29 protein-coding genes and 2 pseudogenes are annotated in these 26,484 nt (G+C 38.4%); 20 read left to right on the top strand and 11 right to left on the bottom strand.

The features are described from left to right. Window positions 1–16: 16 nt before the first annotated feature. From EKM81_RS00280 to EKM81_RS11050, 3 genes are all read right to left on the bottom strand, one after another. Window positions 17–1,186, bottom strand: coding sequence for an aminotransferase class I/II-fold pyridoxal phosphate-dependent enzyme (locus EKM81_RS00280; protein WP_225420124.1), 1,170 nt, complete (start codon window positions 1,184–1,186; stop codon window positions 17–19). Window positions 1,187–1,206: 20 nt separating this feature from the next. After that, window positions 1,207–2,223, bottom strand: coding sequence for a tryptophan--tRNA ligase (trpS, locus tag EKM81_RS00285; protein ID WP_125646725.1), 1,017 nt, complete (start codon window positions 2,221–2,223; stop codon window positions 1,207–1,209). A gap of 193 nt (window positions 2,224–2,416) precedes the next feature. After that, window positions 2,417–2,563, bottom strand: coding sequence for a hypothetical protein (locus tag EKM81_RS11050; protein WP_164509132.1), 147 nt, complete (start codon window positions 2,561–2,563; stop codon window positions 2,417–2,419). Window positions 2,564–2,721: 158 nt separating this feature from the next. Here EKM81_RS11050 and EKM81_RS11520 point away from each other — a divergent pair. Further along, window positions 2,722–2,775: pseudogene (locus tag EKM81_RS11520) on the top strand (hypothetical protein); the annotation flags it as partial. Window positions 2,776–2,790: 15 nt separating this feature from the next. Here EKM81_RS11520 and EKM81_RS11270 read toward each other — a convergent pair. The 7 genes from EKM81_RS11270 to EKM81_RS00320 form a co-directional block, all read right to left on the bottom strand. Continuing rightward, window positions 2,791–3,003 (bottom strand): hypothetical protein, encoded by a 213-nt coding sequence (locus tag EKM81_RS11270; RefSeq protein WP_225420134.1) that lies wholly within the window; start codon window positions 3,001–3,003, stop codon window positions 2,791–2,793. Window positions 3,004–3,114: 111 nt separating this feature from the next. Beyond that, window positions 3,115–3,618 (bottom strand): hypothetical protein, encoded by a 504-nt coding sequence (locus tag EKM81_RS00295; protein WP_125646728.1) that lies wholly within the window; start codon window positions 3,616–3,618, stop codon window positions 3,115–3,117. After that, window positions 3,608–4,246 carry a DUF3114 domain-containing protein gene (locus EKM81_RS00300; RefSeq protein WP_164509133.1) on the bottom strand — a complete coding sequence of 213 codons (639 nt, stop codon included), beginning with the start codon at window positions 4,244–4,246 and terminating at the stop codon, window positions 3,608–3,610. Before EKM81_RS00300 ends, EKM81_RS00295 begins: the two co-directional genes overlap by 11 nt. An 83-nt stretch (window positions 4,247–4,329) precedes the next feature. After that, entirely contained in the window at window positions 4,330–4,812 is a 483-nt protein-coding gene (locus tag EKM81_RS00305) for a hypothetical protein (RefSeq protein WP_125646734.1), read from the bottom strand. 8 nt (window positions 4,813–4,820) lie between these two features. Beyond that, window positions 4,821–6,578 carry a hypothetical protein gene (locus EKM81_RS00310; protein ID WP_125646737.1) on the bottom strand — a complete coding sequence of 586 codons (1,758 nt, stop codon included), beginning with the start codon at window positions 6,576–6,578 and terminating at the stop codon, window positions 4,821–4,823. Next, complete coding sequence (locus EKM81_RS00315; RefSeq protein WP_125646740.1) at window positions 6,569–6,928, bottom strand: hypothetical protein; 360 nt, start codon at window positions 6,926–6,928, stop codon at window positions 6,569–6,571. The genes EKM81_RS00310 and EKM81_RS00315 overlap by 10 nt, the downstream gene beginning before the upstream one ends. Window positions 6,929–6,941: 13 nt before the next feature. Beyond that, the gene (locus EKM81_RS00320) at window positions 6,942–7,223 is read right to left on the bottom strand and encodes a hypothetical protein (protein ID WP_125646743.1); all 282 of its coding nucleotides are present in this window, start codon (window positions 7,221–7,223) and stop codon (window positions 6,942–6,944) included. A gap of 533 nt (window positions 7,224–7,756) precedes the next feature. Between EKM81_RS00320 and EKM81_RS00330 the strand changes: the two genes are divergently transcribed. From EKM81_RS00330 to EKM81_RS00400, 14 genes and pseudogenes are all read left to right on the top strand, one after another. Beyond that, window positions 7,757–8,071, top strand: coding sequence for a YdcP family protein (locus EKM81_RS00330; RefSeq protein ID WP_000420682.1), 315 nt, complete (start codon window positions 7,757–7,759; stop codon window positions 8,069–8,071). 15 nt (window positions 8,072–8,086) lie between these two features. Next, window positions 8,087–8,473, top strand: a complete 387-nt coding sequence (locus EKM81_RS00335; protein WP_000985015.1) for a YdcP family protein — start codon at window positions 8,087–8,089, stop codon at window positions 8,471–8,473. A gap of 28 nt (window positions 8,474–8,501) precedes the next feature. After that, the gene (locus tag EKM81_RS00340; protein WP_000813488.1) at window positions 8,502–9,887 is read left to right on the top strand and encodes an FtsK/SpoIIIE domain-containing protein; all 1,386 of its coding nucleotides are present in this window, start codon (window positions 8,502–8,504) and stop codon (window positions 9,885–9,887) included. 177 nt (window positions 9,888–10,064) lie between these two features. Then, window positions 10,065–11,270, top strand: a complete 1,206-nt coding sequence (mobT, locus tag EKM81_RS00350) for a MobT family relaxase (RefSeq protein WP_000398284.1) — start codon at window positions 10,065–10,067, stop codon at window positions 11,268–11,270. Window positions 11,271–11,312: 42 nt separating this feature from the next. Beyond that, entirely contained in the window at window positions 11,313–11,534 is a 222-nt protein-coding gene (locus EKM81_RS00355) for a hypothetical protein (RefSeq protein ID WP_001009056.1), read from the top strand. A gap of 116 nt (window positions 11,535–11,650) precedes the next feature. Continuing rightward, entirely contained in the window at window positions 11,651–12,148 is a 498-nt protein-coding gene (locus EKM81_RS00360) for an antirestriction protein ArdA (RefSeq protein ID WP_000342539.1), read from the top strand. Between the two features lie 88 nt (window positions 12,149–12,236). Then, window positions 12,237–12,629 carry a conjugal transfer protein gene (locus EKM81_RS00365; protein ID WP_000723888.1) on the top strand — a complete coding sequence of 131 codons (393 nt, stop codon included), beginning with the start codon at window positions 12,237–12,239 and terminating at the stop codon, window positions 12,627–12,629. Further along, the gene (gene tcpF / locus EKM81_RS00370) at window positions 12,613–15,060 is read left to right on the top strand and encodes a conjugal transfer ATPase TcpF (RefSeq protein WP_000331160.1); all 2,448 of its coding nucleotides are present in this window, start codon (window positions 12,613–12,615) and stop codon (window positions 15,058–15,060) included. The genes EKM81_RS00365 and tcpF overlap by 17 nt, the downstream gene beginning before the upstream one ends. Before the next feature lie 2 nt (window positions 15,061–15,062). Further along, on the top strand, window positions 15,063–17,240 hold the full coding sequence (locus tag EKM81_RS00375; RefSeq protein ID WP_000804748.1) for a CD3337/EF1877 family mobilome membrane protein: 2,178 nt from the start codon (window positions 15,063–15,065) through the stop codon (window positions 17,238–17,240). Further along, on the top strand, window positions 17,237–18,238 hold the full coding sequence (locus tag EKM81_RS00380) for a bifunctional lytic transglycosylase/C40 family peptidase (protein WP_000769868.1): 1,002 nt from the start codon (window positions 17,237–17,239) through the stop codon (window positions 18,236–18,238). The genes EKM81_RS00375 and EKM81_RS00380 overlap by 4 nt, the downstream gene beginning before the upstream one ends. Beyond that, window positions 18,235–19,167: a conjugal transfer protein gene (locus EKM81_RS00385; protein WP_001224318.1), complete on the top strand. Its 933-nt coding sequence runs from the start codon at window positions 18,235–18,237 to the stop codon at window positions 19,165–19,167. Before EKM81_RS00380 ends, EKM81_RS00385 begins: the two co-directional genes overlap by 4 nt. A gap of 313 nt (window positions 19,168–19,480) precedes the next feature. Continuing rightward, window positions 19,481–19,528 (top strand): annotated as a pseudogene (locus tag EKM81_RS11525) (hypothetical protein); the annotation flags it as partial. A 15-nt stretch (window positions 19,529–19,543) separates the two neighbouring features. Beyond that, window positions 19,544–21,463, top strand: a complete 1,920-nt coding sequence (gene tet(M), locus EKM81_RS00395; protein WP_000691746.1) for a tetracycline resistance ribosomal protection protein Tet(M) — start codon at window positions 19,544–19,546, stop codon at window positions 21,461–21,463. A gap of 100 nt (window positions 21,464–21,563) precedes the next feature. Continuing rightward, window positions 21,564–21,749 (top strand): cysteine-rich KTR domain-containing protein, encoded by a 186-nt coding sequence (locus EKM81_RS00400; RefSeq protein WP_011058338.1) that lies wholly within the window; start codon window positions 21,564–21,566, stop codon window positions 21,747–21,749. A 59-nt stretch (window positions 21,750–21,808) separates the two neighbouring features. Here the strand turns inward: EKM81_RS00400 and EKM81_RS00405 are convergent, their stop codons facing one another. After that, a complete protein-coding gene (locus EKM81_RS00405; protein WP_001227347.1) occupies window positions 21,809–22,162 on the bottom strand; it encodes a helix-turn-helix transcriptional regulator in 354 nt (117 codons plus the stop codon). Between the two features lie 504 nt (window positions 22,163–22,666). On the opposite strand from EKM81_RS00405, the gene EKM81_RS00415 reads away from it, so the two are divergent. The 5 genes from EKM81_RS00415 to EKM81_RS00440 all read left to right on the top strand — a co-directional run bounded on the left by EKM81_RS00415 (window position 22,667) and on the right by EKM81_RS00440 (window position 26,312). After that, window positions 22,667–23,089 (top strand): sigma-70 family RNA polymerase sigma factor, encoded by a 423-nt coding sequence (locus EKM81_RS00415; RefSeq protein ID WP_000804885.1) that lies wholly within the window; start codon window positions 22,667–22,669, stop codon window positions 23,087–23,089. After that, a complete protein-coding gene (locus EKM81_RS00420; protein ID WP_000857133.1) occupies window positions 23,086–23,316 on the top strand; it encodes a helix-turn-helix domain-containing protein in 231 nt (76 codons plus the stop codon). The genes EKM81_RS00415 and EKM81_RS00420 overlap by 4 nt, the downstream gene beginning before the upstream one ends. Window positions 23,317–23,776: 460 nt before the next feature. Beyond that, window positions 23,777–23,980 carry an excisionase gene (locus EKM81_RS00430; protein WP_000814511.1) on the top strand — a complete coding sequence of 68 codons (204 nt, stop codon included), beginning with the start codon at window positions 23,777–23,779 and terminating at the stop codon, window positions 23,978–23,980. A gap of 81 nt (window positions 23,981–24,061) precedes the next feature. Further along, entirely contained in the window at window positions 24,062–25,279 is a 1,218-nt protein-coding gene (locus EKM81_RS00435; protein ID WP_001291561.1) for a tyrosine-type recombinase/integrase, read from the top strand. Window positions 25,280–25,682: 403 nt separating this feature from the next. Continuing rightward, on the top strand, window positions 25,683–26,312 hold the full coding sequence (locus EKM81_RS00440) for an HAD family hydrolase (RefSeq protein WP_164509134.1): 630 nt from the start codon (window positions 25,683–25,685) through the stop codon (window positions 26,310–26,312). The last annotated feature ends 172 nt before the right edge of the window (window positions 26,313–26,484 follow it).

A 26,484-nucleotide genomic window follows, 5' to 3' on the forward strand; every position in this document is an offset into this window, starting at 1 on the left:
GCACCCCGAACACGTTTTAATTAACTGCTAAAAACTTATCCAAGCGTTGACATGCTTCGGTCAACTTCGCCATGCTAGCCGCATAACTAATTCGGACATAACCTTCGCCAGCTGGAAAAGCTGCACCAGGAATCAAAGCGACTTGCGCTTCTTGTGCTAATTTTCGACAAAACGCAAAACTATCACTGCCAAAGCGTGCTGGAATTTTGGCAAAGGCATAGAATGCACCGGCTGGCACAGCCGTCGCCATCCCTAAACGATTTAATTCAGCGACCAAATAATCACGACGTTGTAAATATTCTTGCTTCATCGCTTGCCCATCATCCAAACCATGCTGCATCGCTTCCAAAGCAGCCTCCTGCGACATGGTTGTTGCTGCCGTAACAGTAAATTGATGGACCATATTAATTTTACTGATCACCGCCGCTGGTCCGGCAATAAAGCCAATTCGCCAACCAGTCATGGCATGAGATTTTGATACACCATTAATCAGCAAGGTCTGTTCTGGCAACAATTTACCCAGGGAAACATGAGGTTCACCGTAAGTCAATTCGCTGTATATCTCATCACTAATAACAAAAATATCATATTGCTTTAAAATTGCCACGAAAGCCTCAAGCTCAGATTGACGATAAGTCACGCCAGTTGGATTAGTTGGATAATTGAAAACAATCGCCTTGACTTTATCACGATGCGTAGCCAAAGTATTCGCTAATTTTTCAGGTGTTAATTTAAACCCATCCTGACTAGTATCAACAAAAATTGGTGTGGCGCCGTTTAATTTCACGATTGGAATATACAATGGGAAAATCGGAATCGGAATAATCACTTCATCCCCAGGATTTAAAATTGCTGTTAGTGCAGAATAAATAGCGCCAGTCGCACCGACCGTCGTTAAAACCTGCGTTGCCGGATCATAATCAGTGCCATATTTGCTAGCTAGAAATTGAGCTGCAGCAACACGCAAGCTGGGTAGACCCGGAGATTGAGTATAGTGACTATGATTGGCAGCAATGCTCGCCTGCCCCGCCTGCTTAACATGGTCTGGTGTATTAAAGTCAGGTTCTCCTAAAGTTAATTTAATGATGTTAGGAATTTGTGAAACGTCCTTGTCAAATTGCAAAATTGACGACGGTTCAACGTCAAGTAATTCTTTTTTCATCAGCTTTGCAAGATCTTTTGTCATTTAATCATCGGTTTCTGTATTTATTTGAAGTAATTAATTCCAATCGCGTCACGAACTTCCTGTAACGTTTGTTCAGCCACTTCATTAGCTTTTTGACTGCCTTGTCGCAACATCTCGTAAACAGCTGGGATATCTTTCGCATATTCCTCACGACGTTCACGAATTGGTCCAAAGACGCCTTCAAGAACATCATTTAAATAACGTTTAATTTTGACATCACCTAAGCCGCCATGTTGATATTCAGCTTTAAGTTCTGCGACTTTATCCTTATCAGTGTCAAAGGCATCAAGATAGGTGAAAACCATATTGCCCTCAACTTTACCGGGATCACTCACATGAATATGATCAGGATCGGTGTACATTGACATCACACGTTTTTTCAGCTCATCAGCAGTATCGGCCAAATAAATACAGTTATCTAATGACTTACTCATTTTGGCATTACCATCCAACCCAGGTAAACGACCCTGACCTTTTGGTGGAAAATAGCCTTGAGGTTCAACTAATACATCAGTCTTGTAGGTGGTATTAAAAGTCCGCACAATTTCTCGAGCTTGTTCCATCATCGGTTCTTGATCATCGCCAACTGGCACTGTATCCGCCTTGAAAGCAGTGATGTCCGCTGTTTGACTAACTGGATAAACTAAGAAACCTGCTGGAATTGATTGACCAAACGCCTTCTGCTTAATTTCTGCTTTAACAGTGGGGTTCCGTTCCAACCGTGAAACATTGACCAAGTCCAAATAATACATAGTTAATTCGTTCAGGGCAGGAATTTGTGATTGAACCAGAATAGTCGACTTAGCTGGATCAATGCCAACCGCCAAATAATCCAAAGCGACTTGAATCAAACTACGCCGAATTTTTTCTGGATCGCGGGCATTATCAGTCAATGCCTGCACGTCAGCAATCATGACATAAGTTTGATAATCATCAGAATTCTGCAACGCTACGCGGTTCTTTAAAGAGCCTAAGTAGTGACCGATATGTAATTTACCTGTTGGTCGATCTGCTGTCAAAATAACTTTCTTTGCCATTGTCATAACCTCCATTTTTAATAACGCCGAAATTTAGCCATCAAAAAACGCCCTATTGCAAAATACAATAGGACGAGTTTATCGCGGTGCCACCTAAATTACCCTTACAAAATCTAAGGATCAGCTCGAATGAATTAAGGCTTCACACACCGCCAGGACTTGCGCCGCTGACCACCCTAGGCTCCATTCACAATCAAAGTTCGATGACGGTTTCAGCTGAGCGCCATTTCCTAAACGAAACTTCGTGACTGCTACTACTTCCTAGACCTCTCGGCAAGATATTGACATCATCATAACCAGCTGACGGTAAAAAGTCAAGACTGTCAGCAATTCTTGCCATAAAAAGCAACTTGCAACCGGCAGTTGCGCTTTTGCCACCAGTACTTGCTTTATTATCACTAAGCTTTCAGTTAGACTTACTATGAGGAGTGATAACAATGAATTTTTCCGAAAAATTATTAACGCTCAGAAAAAAAAAACGGTTACACCCAAGCCGAATTGGCTGAGCAATTACAAGTTTCTCGTCAATCAGTTTCTAAATGGGAACTCGGCACCGCCCAACCAGAGCTAACTAATTGGATAGGCACTCTGAACAATCTTCGAATAAGCTTTATCGAATTCCATGACATTCTTGATGTTTTTATCAAAGGTATAACTGCCTGTTTTGTCAGTAACGCCATTTAAAGTACCCAAATTGACATTCTTTAACTGTAAAAAGCCATTCTCATCAAGCGTGCAACCTAGGATCTTATTTAACATACGAATTTTTTCTCTTAACATCAAATTGGTCAGATTCATTTGACTTATCCAACATGCTGGTAAAGCGTTTTGAATTAATTTTTTTGGTTTCGGCACGTTAAATCAAGGATAGCAAATGAATTTTCAGAAAAATCAATTGAATTTTTTATTGAGATATTTTATCAGTTCGTAAGGCTCTTTATCTGATGAATAATCCGGAAAATCAAACCCTATTGCGTAAAGAAGTCCTTCAGAGTTAAAAAAGAAATAGACATGCTGTATTCCTATCTGTTTGAACGAATATCTCACGTATGAAAGCTTCTTTTGTTCTCTCTCCTTCTTCATTTCTTCTTTAGGAAGATCAATTTTAATCTTATCGTAGTAAGTCGGTGGCATTGAGTCCATAAATGTCGATTCTGAAGTAAACAGTTGATAGTGTTTTTTATGAACTAACTTCTGATTTTTCTCAATCTTTTCTGACTCACCAAAACTCTTCTCCAAATCTACTCTCGTTGTTTTACCATAAATTACTGTCTTTTGAATACTTTCAAACGTCATTGCATGATCTTTTTTATATTTAACTTTAAATCCAATTATTATTAAACCCAAAATAATTAGAACTATAAAAACACCTTTGAGTATTTTTTTATTTTCCATTTTTGACGATACCTAATTCCTTATCAGCAAGTCTTTTAGATCTTTTTACATCAAAAAAAGGCTTATCTTTCAGACTTTCCTTCAATGTCCCATCTGCATCAGGAATCATCCACCCTTTACTACTAACCTTTCTAATTTGGGGGTCATAAGTAGTTACAGGATTACTATCATAACTTGTATGAACATTTTTTATATTATTAAGAATGTGTGATTCAGTAGAATTATTCGCATAGTGAACTGAATTACCATCCACAATTTGAGCTTGCTGTTGTTCAGTAAGTTGTTGTTTAGAATCAGAATTAATTGTCCCTTTATCGTCCATGGAATAAACGTTCCACTGAGTTACAAGAGATTTGGTCTTCATATTAATGATCCACTCACTATGAAATTCAGGTGATGTAACGAACTTAATATTTTCGCCAGTTTCTTTAATATACTGCTTGTAGTCCGAACCCTTAGGATACTTATTATGAAAACGTGCTTTTTCACCCGCCAGTGACTTTGGATAATCCTGATTTAATTTCTGAATTCTCTCCAAATCATTTTTGGCGGTAGGATATGAATTACGTAAGGCATCGTTATTACTCTTATCAAGATAGTAACGAAATTGATGAGTTTGTTTAGCCAAATCAAATGCTTCAGGATCAGATTTAAGATCAGTAGGAATTCCATGGCATTCTTGATCTTTTTATCAAACGGTTTTCTAATTGATTAATTTAAACGTAAATCAAATCCTTGTTTATCAAGATTAGTCTGGAGTATAGATTGTAAAACTGAAACAATAATTAACCCTACAAAATATAAAAGAATAAGAAAGAGAATAACTAGAACCATCTCTTGTTTTTTAGTAAGAATTTGTCGGTTTTTTATCCAAAACACGATTATTTCTATTAAAAGTCCAATTGCCAAGAATGGTATACATATGAATGGTAACCAATATATTATCTGGAAAAGAGGACCTTCAGTTATATCGAAAAGTTTTAGGACTATTATTCCGATAACTGTTACCCATGACAACACAAAAAAAATTCCTAGCGAAGTAAATTCTAAGTTACTGGTTTTATACTTTTTACTCTTAATTTTGAACAAAATAAATAATGAAACAATACCTCCCGTTAAAGCAGCAAATGGGATTAATAAAATTTGAATTTGAAGAATTGTGGACAGACATGACCAAAAAGCATACATATTCATTACCTATTTCATTCCTTTACCAGATACCATTTTTTTGCCATCACTCTAATTTGGCTTTCCAGTCCTTTATTTGATGCTGCCGGTTTGACATCCAAAGGCTCATGCTGTTTCCCGGAGTAATCTTTATCAATAACTCCAAAGGGTGTTTCAAGATTAAAACCGTTGTGTGGAATGGCGTAATTTGCAGAATCAGTATTAGCAATTTGACTCCAAAGATTACTATTGGGGCTTTGAACATCTTCGTATTGTCTAGGATCGGAAATCACCTCACCTTTTCTACTTCCAGAAACATATGTGTCTAAAACATTCCAAACGCTGACGGTCTTCCCTTTATTATTAAATATTATTTCGACATGATTGTTCGCAGCTGTTACTTTTGAATTATTGGGGATATTACCTTTCCCAGATAAAGTTCTATTGTGTAGCGACGAATCTGGATGATCGATTGAAATCCTATTTGTTTTTAGCCAACTTTCATATTCATTTTGATCCAATCCTTTATCATTTATAAATTCAACAATTGGTTTATCTAACCAATAACGCATTTGATTGTCAATTGGATTATTAAGAACTTTATTTTTATACTTTTGAGATATCAAATTAGAATATTGATCAACAAAATCATAATATTCCCTTGGACTATTAGCAATTTCGTTTGAATTTGGAAAATGATATTTTGCATTAGCAACATTCTTTAATTGTACAAAATTAGTCGTATCTGGGTTATCCACAGACGCATCTAATACTTGATAAAGCATTCTAATTTTTCTCTTAGCACCAAATTGGTCAGATTCATTTGACTTGTCTAACATGCTAGTAAAGAGTTTTGAGCCAATATTGTGTGCCTTATCCCAGCTTGAGGTCAAATCCTTCTGCCACTTACCATTCTTCACGTTCTTATTTAGTGAAGTTACATAAACAGTTAGGCTTTTCGCGACCCAGCCATCAGTTCCTAGTTCTTCTAACTGAACATAAACTTTTTGACGATACTTCTTAAATTCAGCTTGAGTCATGTTATCAGGCTTTTGAAGATGATTAATGGCCTTTTTCAACATTTTAACCTTCTCTGAACTTTCGCCGTCATCTAAATTCTGAGAATCTAAATCAGCTAAGAAAGTTAAATCAGCCCCATTACTGACATAAGTCCCATTGCTATTAAATGTAATCTTTCTAATTTCTTGAGCACCTTTAGCAACGGTCATAAAAACAGTCAGACTATCCTGGAAAAGTGGTGAAACGACGGTCGTGAACTCTTCCAATTGATCTAACTTATTTTGAATACCCTTAATTTCTGGTTCCAGAATATAATCCCGTTGCGTTTTTAGTTGGCGATCCTGACGCATGAGATCGTCTAATTTCCCAGTTGCCATTGAATCAACAATTTTAAAGAAACCACGATTCTGATCAAGTTGCCGATTAATAAGTTCACGTTGCTTTTTCTTAATCGCCAGTTGTTTATCTAATGAATCCTGGTCGAGAGTGACATAATGGGCAATTTCATTATTGGCCCGCTCGAAAGTTTTTAGGTCGCCTTTAACATCATTACAAGCGTCATTTAAGCGATTAATCGTTGGTTTAAGAATCGTCTCGAAGACACCAACCGCTGCTTCATGAGCGGCACCAGATAACTGACCGCTATTCACGGATTGAGTGACATTGTTAATACCACTCACCATTTGATTAGACAGTTGATTCGCTGCAGCTAGATTCTTTTCTGAGGCAATAATTAGTTCTTCTGCTTCAGCAACACTATATTTTACGCCCATGGCAAACGACTCCTTTGCTTATTTAAGTCATCAATTTCATCATCTGATTGACGGCGAATTCGATTATAAAGTTGATTAGTCGCATCATATTGATCAGCAATCGTTCGATTAGTTTGTTGTTTCAATTCTTGATTGGCGGCTAACTCATCTTCGTTAGCTGCCCCATGAGCAAGATCATCATTAACAGTTTCTTCATAATCACGAGCCAGATCATTGAAAGTCGTATTAAAGTTCTCCAGTGACTGCAGATAGCCATTCTTGACCTGTTGAAACTCTTCCAATTGTTGTTCTTTGCGATAGGCTGCCGCTTTCAACTGAGCACGCTTTTCTTCGTTAATATCTGCTTTCATTTGCCAGCCCCACTCAGCCCCCACTCAGCATGTGTGCATCTTGGGCATCCCGCTGTTCATTGGTCTGGGAAATATTGAAGAAATTATCCGCCTGTAATTTAGTAGCTGTCACCAAACTAGTCGTGGTTTGATATATTTTGCTTGTGACTTGATTGGCGTGACTCATGCCACTAATCCCCCTAGTGTAATTGAACGCAACCTGCTGACTTTTGAAGTTTGAAACCTGTATCTGTCGCAACTTAGCAATTGCTTGCGCTGCAACATTGGTATCTGAGCTGATTTTACTCGAACTCATTTCCACCACCCCATGTGATACCTTTATTTTATTCATGACTTTACACAATGTCAAAGTAATTTGAGAATTATTTACAAATGAATTCGTAAATGATTACTACGTTAAGGAATACCTGTAATAGGAAGTGAGATTAACATCATATGTTGATATAACGGATATTTTAAAATTGGAGTCATTAAATTAATTATTTTTAAACTAAAAATAGCATAAAAATCTAGTTATCCGCATAAAAACTGGACTTATCACACTTTATCAAGGTCAAAACCACTCAATTTACTACTAATTTACTACTTATGAATGAGCTTTGATACGACGATTTATCCTTGAAAAGTGAAGATATAAAGATACTTCCAATAAAATTTGAATATTTAATAGGTAGACACTTCAAAAAATGAGGTGTCTATTTTTTTACCCGATTTTGAAAGGAAGTGAACTTATGAAAACAAAAAATCAAGAATCAAAAGGTCGTTCCCCACTCTTTAAGACCATCAAACATTCATTCAGCCAATAAAAAAGAAAGGATAGGTAAAAATATGGAACTTAAATTTGTGATTCCCAACATGGAAAAAACATTCGGCAATTTAGAATTTGCTGGCGAGGATAAAGTCGTTCAGCGAAGAATCAACGGACGGCTAACTGTCTTATCAAGAAGCTATAATCTCTATTCTGATGTTCAAAGAGCAGATGATATTGTGGTGGTGCTTCCTGCTGAAGCTGGCGAAAAACATTTCGGCTTTGAGGAACGTGTGAAGTTAGTCAATCCACGTATTACCGCAGAGGGCTACAAAATCGGCACTCGTGGTTTTACAAATTACCTTTTACATGCTGACGACATGATAAAAGAATAAAGAAAGAGAGGAAAAATGATGAGATTAGCAAATGGCATTGTATTAGATAAAGACACGACTTTTGGAGAATTGAAATTCTCTGCTCTACGTCGTGAAGTGAGAATCCAAAATGAAGACGGGTCGGTTTCAGATGAAATCAAGGAACGTACCTATGACTTAAAATCCAAAGGACAAGGACGCATGATTCAAGTAAGTATTCCTGCCAGCGTGCCTTTGAAAGAGTTTGATTATAACGCACGGGTGGAACTTATCAATCCCATTGCGGACACCGTTGCTACTGCCACCTATCAAGGAGCAGATGTTGACTGGTATATCAAGGCAGACGATATTGTGCTGACAAAGGATTCTAGTTCATTCAAAGCTCAACCACAAGCAAAGAAAGAACCGACACAAGACAAATAGTCGCTAGGTAGAAAGGAGACTTTTTCGCATGAAACAGCGTGGTAAAAGGATTCGCCCATCTGGTAAAGATTTAGTCTTTCATTTTACGATAGCGTCACTCCTGCCTGTTTTCCTGCTGGTTGTCGGACTGTTTCATGTGAAGACAATCCAGCAGATCAACTGGCAGGATTTTAACCTATCACAAGCAGATAAGATTGACATTCCCTATTTAATTATCAGTTTCAGTGTCGCAATTCTTATCTGCTTGCTGGTAGCGTTTGTATTCAAACGGGTTCGCTATGATACGGTTAAACAACTTTACCACCGTCAAAAACTGGCAAAGATGATACTTGAAAACAAGTGGTATGAATCTGAACAGGTCAAAACAGAGGGTTTCTTTAAAGATAGTGCTGGTCGTACAAAGGAAAAGATAACCTACTTCCCTAAAATGTATTATCGACTTAAAAATGGCTTGATACAGATACGGGTGGAAATCACGCTGGGAAAATATCAAGACCAACTCTTACACTTGGAAAAGAAATTAGAGAGTGGCTTGTACTGTGAGCTGACGGATAAAGAGTTAAAGGATTCCTATGTGGAATATACTTTGCTCTATGACACCATAGCCAGTCGTATTTCTATTGATGAAGTAGAAGCTAAAGATGGTAAACTTCGCTTAATGAAAAACGTATGGTGGGAATATGATAAGCTCCCTCATATGTTGATTGCTGGTGGTACAGGTGGCGGTAAAACTTACTTTATACTGACACTGATTGAAGCCTTGCTTCATACAGATTCAAAACTGTATATTCTTGACCCGAAAAATGCTGATCTTGCGGACTTAGGTTCTGTGATGGCAAATGTCTACTATAGAAAAGAAGACTTGCTTTCTTGCATTGAAACATTCTATGAAGAAATGATGAAACGTAGTGAGGAAATGAAGCAGATGAAGAACTATAAGACTGGCAAAAATTATGCTTACTTAGGTCTCCCGGCACACTTCTTAATCTTTGATGAATACGTCGCTTTCATGGAAATGCTGGGAACAAAAGAAAACACCGCAGTTATGAATAAGCTGAAACAGATTGTCATGTTAGGTCGTCAAGCTGGCTTCTTTCTAATACTGGCTTGTCAACGTCCAGACGCAAAATATTTAGGCGACGGAATCCGTGATCAGTTTAATTTCAGAGTGGCTTTAGGTCGTATGTCTGAAATGGGCTATGGCATGATGTTTGGCAGTGACGTACAAAAGGATTTCTTCTTAAAGCGAATCAAAGGTCGTGGCTATGTTGATGTAGGAACAAGTGTCATATCAGAGTTTTATACTCCCCTTGTACCAAAAGGATATGATTTCTTGGAGGAAATTAAAAAGTTATCCAACAGCAGACAGTCCACGCAGGCGACGTGCGAAGCGGAAGTCGCAGGTGTGGACTGATCTTGCTGGCTGGTGTGGCAATAGCCACGCCAGCACTTAACCCCCCGTATCTAACAGGGGGGTACAAATCGACAGGAAACAGTCAAAAAAACATTAGAAAATCCTTTGGTTACAAGGGATTTACAAAATTTCAGCGTATGTCAAATGGGCTTTAAAAGTTGACATACGCCTTTTTGATTGGAGGGATTTTTACTGAATGAACAAACTTGGTTACAGCATTTAAAAGAAAAACGCTTGGCTTATGGACTATCTCAAAACCGTTTAGCTGTTGCGACTGGTATTACAAGGCAGTATCTAAGCGATATTGAAACAGGAAAAGTCAAGCCATCAGAGGATTTACAGCAGTCCCTTTGGGAAGCTCTGGAACGCTTCAATCCCGACGCTCCCCTTGAAATGCTGTTTGATTATGTAAGAATTCGCTTTCCGACAACAGACGTACAGCAGGTGGTCGAAAACATCTTACAACTGAAACTGTCCTATTTTCTTCATGAGGACTATGGTTTCTATTCTTATTCAGAGCATTATGCTTTAGGCGACATATTCGTCCTTTGCTCCCATGAACTGGACAAAGGAGTTCTGGTGGAATTGAAAGGTCGTGGGTGCAGACAATTTGAAAGCTATCTTCTGGCACAACAAAGAAGCTGGTATGAGTTCTTTATGGACGTTTTGGTGGCTGGCGGTGTGATGAAACGCCTTGACCTTGCCATTAACGATAAGACAGGGATTTTAAATATCCCTGTACTCACTGAAAAGTGCCAACAGGAAGAATGTATCTCCGTCTTCCGCAGTTTTAAAAGCTATCGCAGTGGCGAACTGGTACGCAAAGAGGAAAAGGAATGTATGGGAAACACCCTCTATATCGGTTCATTACAAAGTGAAGTTTATTTCTGTATCTATGAAAAGGACTACGAGCAGTACAAGAAAAATGATATTCCCATTGAAGACGCAGAAGTAAAAAACCGTTTTGAGATTCGATTGAAAAATGAGCGTGCCTATTATGCAGTCCGTGATTTACTCGTCTATGACAATCCAGAGCATACCGCCTTTAAAATTATCAATCGGTATATCCGTTTTGTAGATAAAGACGATTCCAAACCTCGTTCTGATTGGAAACTGAATGAAGAATGGGCTTGGTTTATTGGGAACAATCGTGAACGATTAAAACTAACCACAAAACCAGAGCCTTACTCCTTCCAAAGGACGCTGAACTGGCTATCTCATCAAGTTGCCCCGACCTTAAAGGTTGCGATTAAACTTGATGAAATCAACCAGACGCAGGTTGTAAAAGACATTCTCGACCATGCGAAACTGACAGACCGACACAAGCAGATTTTGAAGCAACAGTCAGTAAAAGAACAGGACGTGATAACAACAAAAAAATAACTCAAATACAAATTCATTGAATATAGAGAGGAGAACATTTTTATGAATTTTGGACAAAACCTTTATAACTGGTTTCTATCAAACGCTCAATCACTGGTGCTTTTAGCAATCGTTGTGATTGGCTTGTATCTTGGCTTCAAGCGTGAGTTTAGCAAACTGATTGGCTTTTTAATTATTGCGATTATTGCGGTTGGCTTAGTCTTCAACGCTGCTGGAGTAAAAGACATTTTACTAGAGCTATTCAATCGCATTATTGGTGCTTAAATAAAACCGTTCTTTTGTGGAATATAAGTGGTTTTCTTATGTTCCGCAAAGGAATGGTACACCAAACGAAGTGCGGTAGGGATTTTTGAATCTCTACAAAGAAAGGACGTGAATATATGGACGATATGCAAGTCTATATTGCGAATTTAGGCAAATACAATGAGGGCGAATTGGTCGGTGCGTGGTTTACCTTTCCCATTGACTTTGAGGAAGTCAAAGAGAAAATCGGCTTGAATGATGAATATGAGGAATACGCCATTCATGACTACGAGTTACCCTTTACGGTTGACGAATACACTTCCATTGGCGAACTCAATCGACTATGGGAAATGGTATCGGAATTACCCGAAGAATTACAATCGGAGCTATCTGCTCTGCTCACTCATTTTTCAAGCATTGAAGAACTAAGCGAACATCAAGAGGATATTATCATTCATTCCGATTGTGATGATATGTATGACGTGGCACGCTACTACATTGAAGAAACGGGTGCTTTAGGCGAAGTACCAGCTAGTCTTCAAAACTATATTGATTATCAAGCCTATGGTCGGGATTTAGACCTTTCAGGAACGTTTATCTCAACCAATCATGGGATTTTTGAAATCGTCTATTAAATCTGTCGGTACATTACTACTGGCAGATTTTCTATTTTACGGGGTGGCTCAATCAGCTACCCCTATTTTTTATGAAAGGATTGATTACATGAAGAAAATACGAAGCTATACCAGTATCTGGTCTGTGGAAAAGGTACTGTATTCTATCAATGATTTTAGACTTCCGTTTCCCATAACCTTTACGCAAATGACATGGTTTGTCGTGTCACTCTTTGCAGTGATGATACTTGGCAACTTGCCCCCTCTTTCCATGATAGAGGGAGCATTTCTCAAATACTTTGGGATTCCTGTGGCTTTCACATGGTTTATGTCTACAAAAACTTTTGATGGTAAAAAGCCTTATGGATTTTTGAAGTCTGTCATTGCTTATGCACTGCGACCAAAGCTGACCTATGCAGGAAAAAAAGTAACGCTTGGCAGAAACCAGCCACAAGAAGCCATTACAGCAGTTAGGAGTGAATTTTATGGCATATCCAATTAAATACATTGAAAACAATCTCGTCTGGAATAAAGACGGGGAATGTTATGCTTACTATGAGCTTGTTCCTTACAATTACTCATTTCTAAGTCCAGAACAGAAAATACAAGTGCATGATTCTTTCAGACAGCTTATCGCACAAAATCGTGATGGCAAAATTCATGCTTTACAAATCAGTACAGAATCCAGCATACGTTCTGCACAAGAGCGTTCCAAAAATGAAGTCACTGGCAAGCTCAAAGCGGTTGCCTATGACAAAATCGACCAACAGACAGACGCTTTAATATCCATGATTGGCGAAAATCAAGTGAACTACCGTTTCTTTATCGGCTTTAAGTTGCTTCTCAACGATCAGGAGTTTTCTATGAAAAGTCTTACCGTTGAAGCAAAAAATGCTTTGTCTGATTTTGTCTATGATGTGAACCATAAGCTGATGGGCGATTTTGTTAGTATGAGTAATGATGAAATCCTGCGTTTTCAGAAGATGGAAAAGCTCTTAGAAAATAAAATCTCTCGTCGTTTCAAAATCCGCAGGTTAGATAAGGACGACTTCGGCTATCTGATTGAACACCTTTACGGACAGACAGGCACTGCCTATGAAGAGTATGAGTACCATCTATCAAAGAAAAAGCTGGATAATGAAACGCTGATTAAATACTATGACTTGATTAAGCCTACTCGCTGTTTGGTGGAAGAAAAACAGCGATATTTGAAAATCCAGCAGGAAGATGAAACCGTCTATGTAGCTTACTTTACCATTAACAGCATTGTCGGAGAACTGGACTTCCCGTCCTCTGAAATCTTCTACTACCAGCAACAGCAATTTACATTCCCGATTGATACGTCAATGAATGTGGAAATTGTAGCGAATCGTAAAGCCCTATCTACTGTCCGCAATAAAAAGAAAGAACTGAAAGACTTGGATAACCACGCTTGGCAAAGTGATAATGAAACCAGCTCCAATGTGGCGGAAGCTCTGGAAAGTGTGAATGAGCTGGAAACCAATTTAGACCAAAGCAAGGAATCTATGTACAAGCTGTCTTATGTGGTAAGGGTATCAGCAAATGATCTTGACGAACTCAAACGTCGTTGTAATGAAGTGAAAGATTTTTATGACGATTTAAGCGTAAAACTGGTACGACCATTTGGGGATATGCTCGGCTTACATGAAGAATTTTTACCTGCCAGCAAGCGTTATATGAATGATTATATTCAATACGTGACCTCTGATTTCCTCGCTGGTTTAGGTTTTGGTGCTACTCAAATGCTGGGGGAAAATGAGGGGATTTATGTTGGCTACAGCTTAGATACTGGACGCAATGTCTATCTGAAACCTGCTCTTGCCAGTCAAGGGGTTAAGGGTTCAGTAACCAATGCGTTAGCGTCGGCTTTTGTTGGTTCGCTGGGTGGTGGTAAATCCTTTGCGAATAACCTTATCGTCTATTATGCGGTGCTTTATGGGGCACAAGCAGTGATTGTAGACCCAAAAGCAGAACGTGGCAGATGGAAAGAAACCTTGCCAGAGATTTCCCATGAAATCAATATCGTCACTCTGACTTCTGATGAGAAAAACAAAGGCTTACTTGACCCTTATGTGATTATGAAAAATCCCAAAGATTCTGAATCACTGGCTATTGATATTCTGACATTCCTTACGGGGATTTCCTCTCGTGATGGGGAACGCTTCCCAATCCTTAGAAAAGCCATTCGTGCAGTAACCAATAGTGAAGTACGAGGGTTGATGAAAGTGATTGAGGAATTACGGGTTGAGAATACGCCACTAAGTACCAGTATAGCCGACCATATCGAAAGTTTTACAGACTATGACTTTGCACATTTATTATTCAGTAATGGTTATGTGGAGCAGTCTATCAGCTTAGAAAAACAACTGAACATTATACAGGTTGCGGACTTGGTACTTCCCGACAAGGAAACTTCCTTTGAGGAATATACCACTATGGAGCTTTTATCCGTTGCTATGCTGATTGTCATTAGTACCTTTGCTTTAGACTTTATCCATACAGACCGAAGCATTTTCAAGATTGTAGATTTAGACGAAGCATGGAGCTTTTTACAGGTAGCACAAGGAAAAACACTATCTATGAAGCTGGTTCGGGCTGGTCGTGCTATGAACGCTGGGGTATATTTCGTGACCCAAAATACAGACGACCTCTTAGATGAAAAACTGAAAAATAACCTCGGCTTAAAATTTGCATTTCGTTCCACTGACCTTAACGAGATTAAAAAGACCTTAGCCTTTTTTGGTGTAGACCCAGAGGACGAAAACAATCAGAAGCGATTGCGTGATTTGGAAAACGGGCAATGCCTTATCAGTGATTTATATGGTCGTGTCGGTGTGATACAGTTCCACCCTGTATTTGAAGAACTGCTCCATGCCTTTGATACCAGACCACCTGTGCGAAAAGAGGTGTAAATGTGAAACCATCAATAGTAAACAGAATAAAATCAAACTGGACGCTGAAACGTCTAGGTAAAGTGGCAATGACAGTGGCTTTCACACTTGTGATTGCCATTTTTCTTTTAGCCATGCTGGGAACGGTGGTTCAAGCTGCGGGCTTGGTAGATGATACGGTCAATGTGGCAAATGAATACAGCCGATACCCACTTGAAAACTATCAACTGGATTTTTATGTGGATAATAGCTGGGGCTGGCTTCCGTGGAACTGGTCGGACGGGATTGGAAAACAGGTCATGTATGGACTATATGCCATTACCAATTTTATTTGGACAATCAGTTTGTATGTTTCCAATGCGACAGGTTACTTAGTACAGGAAGCCTATTCCTTAGACTTCATTTCCGCTACAGCAGATTCCATTGGTAAGAATATGCAGACCTTAGCTGGTGTGAGTGCAAACGGATTTTCAACAGAGGGTTTCTATGTTGGATTCCTCTTACTCTTGATTTTGGTTCTTGGGGTTTATGTTGCCTATACGGGACTGATAAAGAGAGAAACCACAAAGGCAATTCATGCCATTATGAATTTTGTGCTGGTGTTTATCCTATCGGCTTCCTTTATTGCCTACGCTCCCGACTACATTAAAAAAATCAATGACTTTTCATCAGACATCAGTAATGCCAGTTTATCACTTGGCACGAAGATTGTCATGCCCCATTCCGATAGTCAAGGCAAGGACAGCGTGGACTTAATCAGAGATAGCCTGTTTTCCATACAGGTTCAGCAACCGTGGCTACTGCTTCAATACAACAGTTCAGACATTGAAAGTATCGGTATTGACCGTGTGGAAAGCCTGCTCTCCACCAGCCCAGATTCCAACAATGGCGAAGACAGAGAAAAAATTGTTGCGGAAGAAATTGAAGACAGAAGCAATACCAATCTAACCATTACAAAGACCATTAACCGTTTAGGTACAGTCTTCTTCCTATTTGTCTTCAATATTGGGATTTCCATATTTGTATTCCTATTAACAGGAATCATGATTTTCTCGCAGGTACTTTTTATCATCTATGCTATGTTTCTGCCTGTGAGCTTTATTTTAAGCATGATTCCATCATTTGATGGTATGTCAAAACGAGCCATAACAAAGCTCTTTAATACCATTTTGACACGAGCTGGAATCACATTGATTATTACGACAGCATTTAGTATTTCAACCATGCTCTATACCTTATCGGCTGGTTATCCGTTCTTTTTGATTGCTTTTCTACAGATTGTGACCTTTGCAGGAATCTACTTCAAGCTGGGCGATTTAATGAGTATGTTTTCTCTACAGAGTAACGATTCTCAAAGTGTGGGAAGTCGTGTGATGAGAAAACCTCGTATGCTTATGCACGCTCACATGCACCGTCTACAGCGGAAACTTGGACGTTCCATGACTACTCTAGGGGCTGGGTCTGCCATTGTTACAGGTAAAAAAGGACAGTCGGGTTCGGGGAGTTCTGCAAGGACACAAGCAGATCACTCCCGACCAGACGGAAAGGAAAAATCAACACTTGGAAAACGTATCGGTCAAACCATCGGTACAGTAGCTGATACCAAAGACAGAATGGTAGACACTGCTAGTGGTTTGAAAGAACAGGTTAAAGATTTGCCGACCAATGCAAGATATGCAGTATATCAAGGAAAATCCAAAGTAAAAGAGAATGTCCGTGATTTAACCAGTAGTATTTCTCAAACCAAAGCGGACAGAGCCAGTGGACGCAAGGAACAGCAGGAACAAAGGCGAAAAACCATTGCGAAGCGTCGCTCTGAAATGGAACAGGTCAAACAGAAAAAACAGCCTGCTTCTTCTGTTCATGAAAGACCGACTACAAGACAAGAACAATATCATGATGAACAGACCTCAAAACAGTCTAATATTCAGACTTCATATAAGGAATCTCAACAAGCCAAACAAGAGCGTCCAGCAGTTAAGTCCGATTTTTCAAGTCCAAAAGTGGAACGCCAAGGCAATACCGTTCAAGAAAAAACCGTTCAAAAGCCAGCAACTTCAACCACTACAGCAGATAGAACTTCACAACGTCCAATCACAAAAGAACGTCCGTCTACTGTTCAAAGAGTACCACTACAAAATACAAGAAGTAGACCACCAATCAAAACCGCCACCATTAAGAAAGTCGGTAAGAAACCATGAAGTTGAAAACTTTAGTGATTGGTGGTTCTGGATTATTCTTGATGGTCTTCTCACTGCTTCTGTTTGTTGCCATTTTATTTTCAGATGAACAGGACAGCGGAATTTCCAATATTCATTATGGAGGTGTGAATGTTTCCGCAGAAGTGCTGGCTCATAAGCCTATGGTAGAAAAATATGCCAAAGAATATGGCGTTGAAGAATATGTCAACATACTTCTTGCGATTATACAGGTGGAATCGGGCGGTACTGCGGAAGATGTTATGCAGTCCTCGGAATCCCTCGGTCTTCCACCTAATTCATTGAGTACAGAAGAATCCATTAAGCAAGGTGTGAAGTATTTCAGTGAATTATTAGCCAGTAGCGAAAGGCTCAGTGTAGATTTAGAATCGGTTATCCAGTCCTACAATTATGGTGGTGGTTTCTTAGGGTATGTGGCTAATCGTGGAAATAAATATACCTTTGAACTGGCTCAAAGTTTCTCAAAAGAGTATTCAGGTGGCGAAAAAGTGTCTTACCCCAATCCCATAGCCATACCTATCAATGGGGGCTGGCGATACAACTATGGCAATATGTTTTATGTGCAACTGGTAACGCAGTATCTTGTCACAACAGAGTTTGATGATGATACGGTACAAGCCATCATGGACGAAGCACTGAAATATGAGGGCTGGCGATACGTTTACGGTGGAGCTTCCCCGACTACTTCTTTTGATTGTAGCGGACTGACACAATGGACGTATGGAAAAGCTGGAATTAACTTACCACGAACCGCACAACAGCAATATGATGTGACCCAGCATATCCCACTATCGGAAGCACAAGCTGGCGATTTGGTTTTCTTTCATTCTACCTATAACGCTGGCTCTTATATTACTCATGTTGGGATATACCTTGGCAATAACCGTATGTTTCATGCAGGCGACCCAATCGGTTATGCCGACTTAACAAGCCCCTACTGGCAACAGCATTTAGTGGGAGCAGGACGAATCAAACAATGAGAAAGGAAGATTTAATGATGAAATTTAGAAAAAATCAGAATAAAGAAAAACAGATACCAAAGGAAAAGAAACCTCGTGTCTATAAGGTCAATCCTCATAAAAAGGTTGTGATTGCCTTGTGGGTACTTTTAGGGCTTAGTTTCAGCTTTGCGATATTCAAGCACTTTACAGCTATAGATACTCATACTATTCACGAAACAACTATCATAGAAAAGGAATACGTTGATACTCATCATGTAGAAAATTTTGTAGAGAACTTTGCGAAAGTCTACTATTCATGGGAGCAATCCGATAAGTCCATTGATAATCGAATGGAAAGTCTAAAAGGCTATCTGACAGATGAACTTCAAGCTCTCAATGTTGATACAGTACGCAAAGATATTCCTGTATCGTCTTCTGTAAGAGGATTTCAGATATGGACGGTAGAGCCAACTGGCGACAATGAGTTTAATGTAACCTACAGTGTAGACCAGCTCATTACAGAGGGAGAAAATACAAAGACCGTCCACTCTGCTTATATAGTGAGTGTCTATGTAGATGGTTCTGGAAATATGGTACTGGTTAAGAATCCGACCATTACCAACATACCTAAGAAATCAAGTTATAAACCAAAAGCCATTGAAAGTGAGGGGACGGTTGATTCCATTACAACCAATGAAATCAATGAGTTTTTAACGACGTTCTTCAAGCTCTATCCTACAGCGACAGCCAGTGAACTTTCCTACTATGTGAATGACGGGATATTAAAACCAATCGGAAAAGAGTACATCTTTCAAGAACTGGTAAATCCTATTCACAATCGTAAGGATAATCAAGTCACGGTATCGCTGACAGTGGAGTATATCGACCAGCAGACCAAAGCAACGCAGGTATCTCAATTTGATTTGGTACTTGAAAAGAACGGGAGTAATTGGAAGATTATAGAATAACAAATATTGGTACATTATTACAGCTATTTTGTAATCACGTACTCTCTTTGATAAAAAATTGGAGATTCCTTTACAAATATGCTCTTACGTGCTATTATTTAAGTATCTATTTAAAAGGAGTTAATAAATATGCGGCAAGGTATTCTTAAATAAACTGTCAATTTGATAGTGGGAACAAATAATTGGATGTCCTTTTTTAGGAGGGCTTAGTTTTTTGTACCCAGTTTAAGAATACCTTTATCATGTGATTCTAAAGTATCCGGAGAATATCTGTATGCTTTGTATGCCTATGGTTATGCATAAAAATCCCAGTGATAAGAGTATTTATCACTGGGATTTTTATGCCCTTTTGGGCTTTTGAATGGAGGAAAATCACATGAAAATTATTAATATTGGAGTTTTAGCTCATGTTGATGCGGGAAAAACTACCTTAACAGAAAGCTTATTATATAACAGTGGAGCGATTACAGAATTAGGAAGCGTGGACAAAGGTACAACGAGGACGGATAATACGCTTTTAGAACGTCAGAGAGGAATTACAATTCAGACAGGAATAACCTCTTTTCAGTGGGAAAATACGAAGGTGAACATCATAGACACGCCAGGACATATGGATTTCTTAGCAGAAGTATATCGTTCATTATCAGTTTTAGATGGGGCAATTCTACTGATTTCTGCAAAAGATGGCGTACAAGCACAAACTCGTATATTATTTCATGCACTTAGGAAAATGGGGATTCCCACAATCTTTTTTATCAATAAGATTGACCAAAATGGAATTGATTTATCAACGGTTTATCAGGATATTAAAGAGAAACTTTCTGCCGAAATTGTAATCAAACAGAAGGTAGAACTGTATCCTAATATGTGTGTGACGAACTTTACCGAATCTGAACAATGGGATACGGTAATAGAGGGAAACGATGACCTTTTAGAGAAATATATGTCCGGTAAATCATTAGAAGCATTGGAACTCGAACAAGAGGAAAGCATAAGATTTCAGAATTGTTCCCTGTTCCCTGTTTATCACGGAAGTGCAAAAAACAATATAGGGATTGATAACCTTATAGAAGTGATTACGAATAAATTTTATTCATCAACACATCGAGGTCAGTCTGAACTTTGCGGAAATGTTTTCAAAATTGAATATACAAAAAAAAGACAACGTCTTGCATATATACGTCTTTATAGTGGCGTACTGCATTTGCGAGATTCGGTTAGAATATCGGAAAAGGAAAAAATAAAAATTACAGAAATGTATACTTCAATAAATGGTGAATTATGTAAAATCGATAAGGCTTATTCCGGGGAAATTGTTATTTTGCAGAATGAGTTTTTGAAGTTAAATAGTGTTCTTGGAGATACAAAGCTATTGCCACAGAGAGAGAGAATTGAAAATCCCCTCCCTCTGCTGCAAACGACTGTTGAACCGAGCAAACCTCAACAAAGGGAAATGTTGCTTGATGCCCTTTTGGAAATCTCAGATAGTGATCCGCTTCTACGATATTACGTGGATTCTACGACACATGAAATTATACTTTCTTTCTTAGGGAAAGTACAAATGGAAGTGATTAGTGCACTGTTGCAAGAAAAGTATCATGTGGAGATAGAACTAAAAGAGCCTACAGTCATTTATATGGAGAGACCGTTAAAAAATGCAGAATATACCATTCACATCGAAGTGCCGCCAAATCCTTTCTGGGCTTCCATTGGTTTATCTGTATCACCGCTTCCATTAGGGAGCGGAGTGCAGTATGAGAGCTCGGTTTCTCTTGGATACTTAAATCAATCGTTTCAAAATGCAGTTATGGAGGGGATACGCTATGGCTGTGAACAAGGATTGTATGGTTGGAATGTGACGGACTGTAAAATCTGTTTTAAGTATGGCTTATACTATAGCCCTGTTAGTACCCCAGCAGATTTTCGGATGCTTGCTCCTATTGTATTGGAACAAGTCTTAAAAAAAGCTGGAACAGAATTGTTAGAGCCATATCTTAGTTTTAAAATTTATGCGCCACAGGAATATCTTTCACGAGCATACAACGATGCTCCTAAATATTGTGCGAACATCGTAGACACTCAATTGAAAAATAATGAGGTCATTCTTAGTGGAGAAATCCCTGCTCGGTGTATTCAAGAATATCGTAGTGATTTAACTTTCTTTACAAATGGACGTAGTGTTTGTTTAACAGAGTTAAAAGGGTACCATGTTACTACCGGTGAACCTGTTTGCCAGCCCCGTCGTCCAAATAGTCGGATAGATAAAGTACGATATATGTTCAATAAAATAACTTAGTGTATTTTATGTTGTTATATAAATATGGTTTCTTGTTAAATAAGATGAAATATTTTTTAATAAAGATTTGAATTAAAGTGTAAAGGAGGAGATAGTTATTATAAACTACAAGTGGATATTGTGTCCTGTATGTGGAAATAAAACACGATTAAAGATAAGGGAAGATACTGAATTAAAAAAATTCCCCCTCTATTGTCCGAAATGCAGACAAGAAAATTTAATTGAAATAAAGCAGTTCAAAGTAACTGTGATTACAGAGCCAGACGCAAAGACGCAGAGCCGATAAAATGAGATTAATACAATCTCATTTTATCGGCTCTTTCCGTTATGTATGGATTCTTTTAATTAGTCTTCGATGTTTCTTGCTTCGTTGATACCGCTGGCTAAAGATTCCATTAAGGATAGTTCTTTGTCTGTAAAGCTATCCATGTATTTCTCTATCTGTAATCGTCGGGTGCTTTTTACCAAGTTATTAGCAGGTAAGAAAAATTCATCAACGGAAACATGAAGTAACGATACAAGGTCATAAAGAACTTGTATGCTGGGGTGTTGCCCTTTATTTTCAATATTAGTTAAGTACCGTGGGTCAATTTCAATCAATGCTCCCACTTGTTCACGAGTTAAACCTCGTTTCAATCGAGCTTCTTTAATGGCTAAACCAAAGGCTCTAAAATCATATTTATCTTCTTTTTTACGCATAGTAGACCACCTCTATACATTTTATTGTTCCTACTGAATTAAAAACAGGTATAGAAAAACGTGTTATATGGTTTATAGGTTTATATTTAATAAAAAGCACTACTAAACGCCAATAAAAAAAACCGTTATATGGTAGTGCTATTTACGCTGTTAAAATATTGTATATTACTTCCAAATGGCGGTTTGTTGGAGGTCAACGTCGCCATGAAGTACATCATATACAATAAATTTCCTTACATTGGGTTCTTGTCAAAAAAAGTCGTCTATCTGCAATAGATAAGTACGTCCACCAATGTGGTTTTATAAATCATATAGATAGAATAACAGAAGCATGTAAACAGAGAAATAAATCTGTTTATATGCTTTTTTGGCTATTCAGAACTTTTTTACAAAGTTTATTTATCAGTAATGCAACAAATCCCCCTTTCACATTGGGACTAAGAGTGAAAGGAGATAAACGAGCAAGGCTCACTTCCTTTCCTAGACAGAAAGGGGGTGAGAAACATGAAACCATCTTCTTTTCAGACCACAATAGAAAATCAGTTTGACTATATCTGTAAACGTGCTATGGAAGACGAGCGAAAGAATTATATGCTTTATCTTTCAAGGATTGCAAAGCGTGAGGTGTCCTTTTCGGATGTTGGCGATTATCTTGTTAGCCAGTTTGCGACAACAGATAACTATTCAACTGACTTTCAGATTTTTACACTCAATGGGTTATCAGTAGGCGTTGAAAATGATTTGTTGAGTGAAGCATTACGTGAGTTGCCAGACAAGAAACGTGAAATTCTACTGCTGTTTTACTTTATGGACATGAGCGATTCAGAAATTGCAGACCTGTTGAAATTGAACCGTTCTACTGTCTATCGGCATAGAACCAGTGGACTAGCCTTAATTAAAAAGTTTATGGAGGAATTTGAAGAATGAAAACACAATATCCTATGATTCCCTTTCCTCTCATTGTAAAGGCAACAGATGGCGATACCGAAGCGATTAACCAGATTCTACATCATTACAGAGGGTACATAACGAAGCGTTCCCTACGACTTATGAAAGATGAATATGGCAATCAAAGTATGGTCGTTGATGAAGTCTTACGTGGAAGAATGGAAACCAGACTGATTACAAAGATTTTGTCATTTGAAATTAAGTAATATCCTCTCTCCTTTCGTGGAAGCGTGCTAAACCATTCCACGCTTCCCGAACAGGGAGGTTTGTTATTCCACCAAAGCATATTGAGCTTTCAATGTGTTTTGATAGGCTAACGAGCCATTGTTCTTTGAAAACTGAATAAAAGTAATCGAATACGTTTCGATAAGAAAAGAGCCAACGGAACTAACCGCCATGACCTATCTTATAAAGATAGCGAGCGATTCATGTTAGTGATCCGAGAAGCAATCTTTAGCAGGATTGCCTGCAACGACATTCTTATCGTGATAATGATACTCCCATACAGTCAATAGTCCGAGCGTGATAAAACCGTCGCAGGCAATGAGTATGGCTACATGAGAACCATGCAGGGGTGGAACTCCCGTGAGCTTTGCTAAAGCTGTTCGATTGCTGGTAAAACAACTTTTATGAAATCCAAATAAGTGATTTGGAAAGGAGGATTTTATGAAGCAGACTGACATTCCTATTTGGGAACGTTATACCCTAACCATTGAAGAAGCGTCAAAATATTTTCGTATTGGCGAAAACAAGCTACGACGCTTGGCAGAGGAAAATAAAAATGCAAATTGGCTGATTATGAATGGCAATCGTATTCAGATTAAACGAAAACAATTTGAAAAAATTATAGATACATTGGACGCAATCTAGCGTCGCCAAAGGGTCTTGTATATGATAAAATAGTATTAAGTCGTATCAAGGCTCTTTCCATAAAGGAAAGGAGCAAATGCCATGTCAGAAAAAAGACGTGACAATAAAGGTCGAATCTTAAAGACTGGAGAGAGCCAACGAAAAGACGGAAGATACTTATACAAATATATAGATTCATTTGGAGAACCGCAATTTGTTTACTCGTGGAAACTTGTGGCTACAGACCGAGTACCAGCAGGAAAGCGTGATTGTATCTCACTTAGAGAGAAAATCGCAGAGTTACAGAAAGACATTCATGATGGTATTGATGTTGTAGGAAAGAAAATGACACTCTGCCAGCTTTACGCAAAACAGAACGCTCAAAGACCAAAGGTTAGAAAAAACACTGAAACTGGACGCAAATATCTTATGGATATTTTGAAGAAAGACAAGTTAGGTGTAAGAAGTATTGACAGTATTAAGCCATCAGACGCTAAAGAATGGGCTATTAGAATGAGTGAAAATGGTTATGCTTATCAAACCATCAATAACTACAAACGTTCTTTAAAGGCTTCATTCTATATTGCTATACAAGATGATTGTGTTCGGAAGAATCCATTTGACTTTCAACTGAAAGCAGTTCTTGATGATGATACTGTCCCTAAGACCGTACTAACAGAAGAACAGGAAGAAAAACTGTTAGCCTTTGCAAAAGCTGATAAAACCTACAGCAAAAATTATGATGAAATTCTGATACTCTTAAAAACAGGTCTTCGTATTTCAGAGTTTGGTGGTTTGACACTTCCAGATTTAGATTTTGAGAATCGTCTTGTCAATATAGACCATCAGCTATTGAGAGATACTGAAATTGGGTACTACATTGAAACACCAAAGACCAAAAGTGGCGAACGTCAAGTTCCTATGGTTGAAGAAGCCTATCAAGCATTTAAGCGAGTGTTAGCGAATCGAAAGAATGATAAGCGTGTTGAGATTGATGGATATAGTGATTTCCTCTTTCTTAATAGAAAGAACTATCCAAAAGTGGCAAGTGATTACAACGGCATGATGAAAGGTCTTGTTAAGAAATACAATAAGTATAACGAGGATAAATTGCCACACATCACTCCACATAGTTTGCGACATACATTCTGTACCAACTATGCAAATGCAGGAATGAATCCAAAGGCATTACAGTACATTATGGGACATGCTAATATAGCCATGACGCTGAACTATTACGCACATGCAACATTCGATTCTGCAATGGCAGAAATGAAACGCTTGAATAAAGAGAAGCAACAGGAGCGTCTTGTTGCTTAGTAGTACAAATGAATTTACTACTTATTTACCACTTCTGACAGCTAAGACATGAGGAAATATGCAAAGAAACGTGAAGTATCTTCCTACAGTAAAAATACTCGAAAGCACATAGAATAAGGCTTTACGAGCATTTAAGAAAATATAAAAAGATAATTAGAAATTTATACTTTGTTTAATACCAAAATATATTGCTTCATCAATATCCCCTTACATCATGGCCAGAATATTAGGTTTTAGCGAACCATATTATTCAATCTTTGACCTGTCTAAAAGCTTTATCGAGTTATTTTTATCATCATCTGAATTTCACTTACGCCTACAATATACTGAAAAAGCCATATCTTCTGACTGCAAAAGCCTTTATGTTACAATAGAAGCAGATAGATTTGAGGAGGACTCAGTCATGATTAGAAATGTGGTTTTTGATATTGATGGCACCTTAATTGATACTGAAAAAGCTTATATGAACGCCTTATTAGATGTTGCCAACGACCAACGGCATCTAGATTTCACCTATGATCAAGTTGTTGCGATTTATGGTATTCCCGGAATTGCCGGCCTAAAACAATTAGGGTTCACTGATGCAGAGGTTCCTGAAGTTTTACAGGCTTGGTATCAGGCATTTGCCAAGTATCAAGACTTGGTTGCTGTTTTTCCAGGAATCATTAACACCTTGAAAGAACTGCAAAAGTATGATGTTGAATTAGGGGTAGTGACTTCCAAAACTAATGATGAGTTGGCTGCTGACTTCACACCACGTGGCCTAACACCATTTTTCCGCAATATTATTACTTCTTCTGATACGAAGAAACATAAACCCAATCCAGAACCACTGCTCAAAATGATTGAAATTTCAGAAATTCCCGCCAACGAAACGCTTTACGTTGGTGATACTATTTTCGATTTACAATCTGCTAAAGGCGCCGGTGCTAAATTCGGTGTCGCTGGCTGGGGTGCACATAACCACGGTCAATTTGGCGACATGGACTACTACTTCTCACGCCCAGCTGAAATCATTGATGTGATTCGTTAAAACAAAAATCAAATTGATCAACCGACAGGCCCATTGACTGTCGTTTTTTTTGTTGTAAAGTAATAAGCTTCAACTAACGCCCGCAACATTTCGCATTCCGCCGGCTGCAACGGAGTTATCATTTTTTTACTTAAAACAATTTCAGATTTAACAAAATCAATTATTTTTCTTA

The sequence above is a fragment of the Lapidilactobacillus gannanensis genome (assembly GCF_003946675.1).
In the GTDB taxonomy this organism is placed as follows: Bacteria; Bacillota; Bacilli; order Lactobacillales; family Lactobacillaceae; genus Lapidilactobacillus; species Lapidilactobacillus gannanensis.